Genomic DNA, 2,152 nt, shown 5'->3' on the forward strand with positions numbered 1-2,152 from the left:
GGGGGCCAGAGCCACCGAAGTGCCGTTGTCGGCATAGTCGGCAAAGTGGGCAAGCACGGTGCGGCCGGCCTCCATGCGCGCCTTGCCTTCGGCAACCAGTCCCAATGCCAGCGGATAGAGCCGGTGCTCGGCCTTCAGCACGCGGGCTGCCAAAGTATCGGCGGTGTCGCCGACCATCACCGGCACGGCCGCCTGTGCGATGATCGGACCGTCATCCATCTCGGAGGTGACGAAGTGCACGGTGCAGCCATGGATGCGGATGCCGGCGGCCAGTGCGCGCACATGGGTGTCGAGCCCCTTGAACGCCGGCAGCAGGGCAGGGTGGATGTTGATCATGCGGCCCTGCCATCTCTGGACGAAGCCGGGGGTGAGGATGCGCATATAGCCGGCCAGCGCCACGATCTCGGCGTTGAAGGCCGCGAGCGCCGCGTCTATTGCCGCGTCATGCGCCTGCTTGCTGCCATGGTCGGCACGCGAGACGATCTGCGTGGCGATGCCGCGCGCTCTGGCGATGCCGAGCCCGGCGGCGTCCGCCTTGTCGGAAATGACACCGACGATCTCGGCCGGGAACGCCGGGTCGCTGGCCGCGGCAATCAGCGCGGTCATGTTGGAGCCGCGCCCCGAGATCAGGACGACGGTGCGTTTCCTCTGCGCGTTCATAGGCCGATCGAGCCCCGATAGATAACGCCGGCGTCGCGGCGCGGCACGATGCGGCCGATCGGCGTCACCGTCTCGCCGGCCTCCTGCAGCACGGCGGCGACCTGTGCTGCCTGGCCGGACGCGACCGCCAAGATCATGCCGATGCCGCAATTGAAGGTGCGCATCATCTCTTCCGGCGCCACGCCGCCAGTCTTGGCCAGCCACGAAAACACCGCAGGAACGTCGATCGCCTCGAGATCGAGTTCGGCCGAAAAATCCTTGGGCAGCACGCGCGGGATGTTTTCCGGGAAGCCGCCGCCGGTGATGTGGGCGAGCGCCTTGATACCATGCGTGTTGCGGATCGCCTTGAGAATCGACTTGACGTAGATGCGGGTCGGCTCGAGCAGCGCCTCGGCCAGAGTGGCCTCGTCGTTGAACGGCGCCGGATCGCTCCACGACAGACCGCTGACGGCGACGATGCGGCGCACCAGCGAATATCCGTTCGAGTGCAAGCCAGAGGAAGCCAGGCCCAGCAGCACGTCGCCTTCGACAATATCGTCGGTGGGCAGCAGTTGGCCGCGTTCGGCGGCGCCCACCGCAAAGCCGGCCAGGTCGTAATCATTGCCGTGATACATGCCGGGCATCTCGGCCGTCTCGCCGCCGATCAGCGCGCAGCCGGCCTGGCGGCAGCCCTCGGCAATGCCGCCGACGATTGCGGCACCCTGGTCGGGATCGAGCTTGCCGGTGGCGAAATAGTCGAGGAAGAACAGCGGTTCGGCACCTTGCACGACGATGTCGTTGACGCACATGGCGACGAGGTCGATGCCAATCGTGTCGTGCTTGCCGGCATCGATGGCGATCTTGAGCTTGGTGCCGACGCCGTCATTGGCCGCCACCAGCACCGGGTCGGTAAAGCCCGCGGCCTTGAGGTCGAACAGGCCGCCAAAACCGCCGATCTCGCCGTCGGCGCCCGGCCGGCGCGTCGCGCGCACCAGCGGCTTGATCTTCTCGACCATGAGATTGCCCGCGTCGATATCGACACCGGCCTCGGCATAGGTGAGCCCGTTCTTGCGCTTGTTCACGTCGCGCTTGCTCATTTCTGGTGCCCGTTCAACAATTTTCCTTGTCGCGGGCTCTTCGCATGAACGGTTTCTGTCCGCAAGGATAACGGCCATTTCGGCCCATAAAACCGTGGACAGGGCACGCGTATAGGCGCTCGTGATTGGCGAAAGCCAAGCTGAAAGCCGCTCTCCCGTGCGGGAGATCGGCAGCTTCTCCCTTGTTGCCACCCGCTATCTTCATCATCTATCTCCGACCAAGAGGAGGTGCCAAGCATTTGACCATCCCAAACCTGATCACCATCCTGCGCCTTATCCTGGTGCCGGCGGTGGTGCTGGCGATGCTGCAGGCGCGCTGGGACTGGGCTTTTGCCGGGTTCCTCGTCGCCGGCATTTCCGACGGCGTCGACGGGTTCATCGCCCGCCGTTTCAACCAGCAGTCCACGCCCGGCGCG

Annotated in this window: 3 protein-coding genes; 1 reads left to right on the forward strand and 2 read right to left on the reverse strand. The window is 65.6% G+C overall.

What is annotated here, in order from left to right; all coding sequences use genetic code 11:
• Both purN and purM read right to left on the reverse strand, forming a co-directional pair.
• Nucleotides 1-660 (reverse strand): phosphoribosylglycinamide formyltransferase (gene purN, locus EN939_RS31255; RefSeq protein ID WP_127271468.1); only part of this gene is annotated, 660 nt, incomplete at its 3' end.
• Nucleotides 657-1,736, reverse strand: a complete 1,080-nt coding sequence (gene purM, locus EN939_RS31260; protein WP_027037916.1) for a phosphoribosylformylglycinamidine cyclo-ligase — start codon at nucleotides 1,734-1,736, stop codon at nucleotides 657-659. The genes purM and purN, both read right to left, overlap by 4 nt.
• A gap of 239 nt (nucleotides 1,737-1,975) precedes the next feature.
• On the opposite strand from purM, the gene EN939_RS31265 reads away from it, so the two are divergent.
• Nucleotides 1,976-2,152: CDP-alcohol phosphatidyltransferase family protein (locus EN939_RS31265; protein WP_164751382.1), on the forward strand; the 177-nt coding region annotated here is incomplete at its 3' end.

Source organism: Mesorhizobium sp. M7A.F.Ca.CA.002.05.1.1, assembly GCF_003998335.1.
Classification (GTDB): domain Bacteria; phylum Pseudomonadota; class Alphaproteobacteria; order Rhizobiales; family Rhizobiaceae; genus Mesorhizobium.

What these genes read in the sequence shown, in the direction of transcription:
- purM (WP_027037916.1), bottom strand. Translation starts at nt 1,736, where the DNA reads ATGAGCAAGCGCGACGTGAACAAGCGCAAGAACGGGCTCACCTATGCC.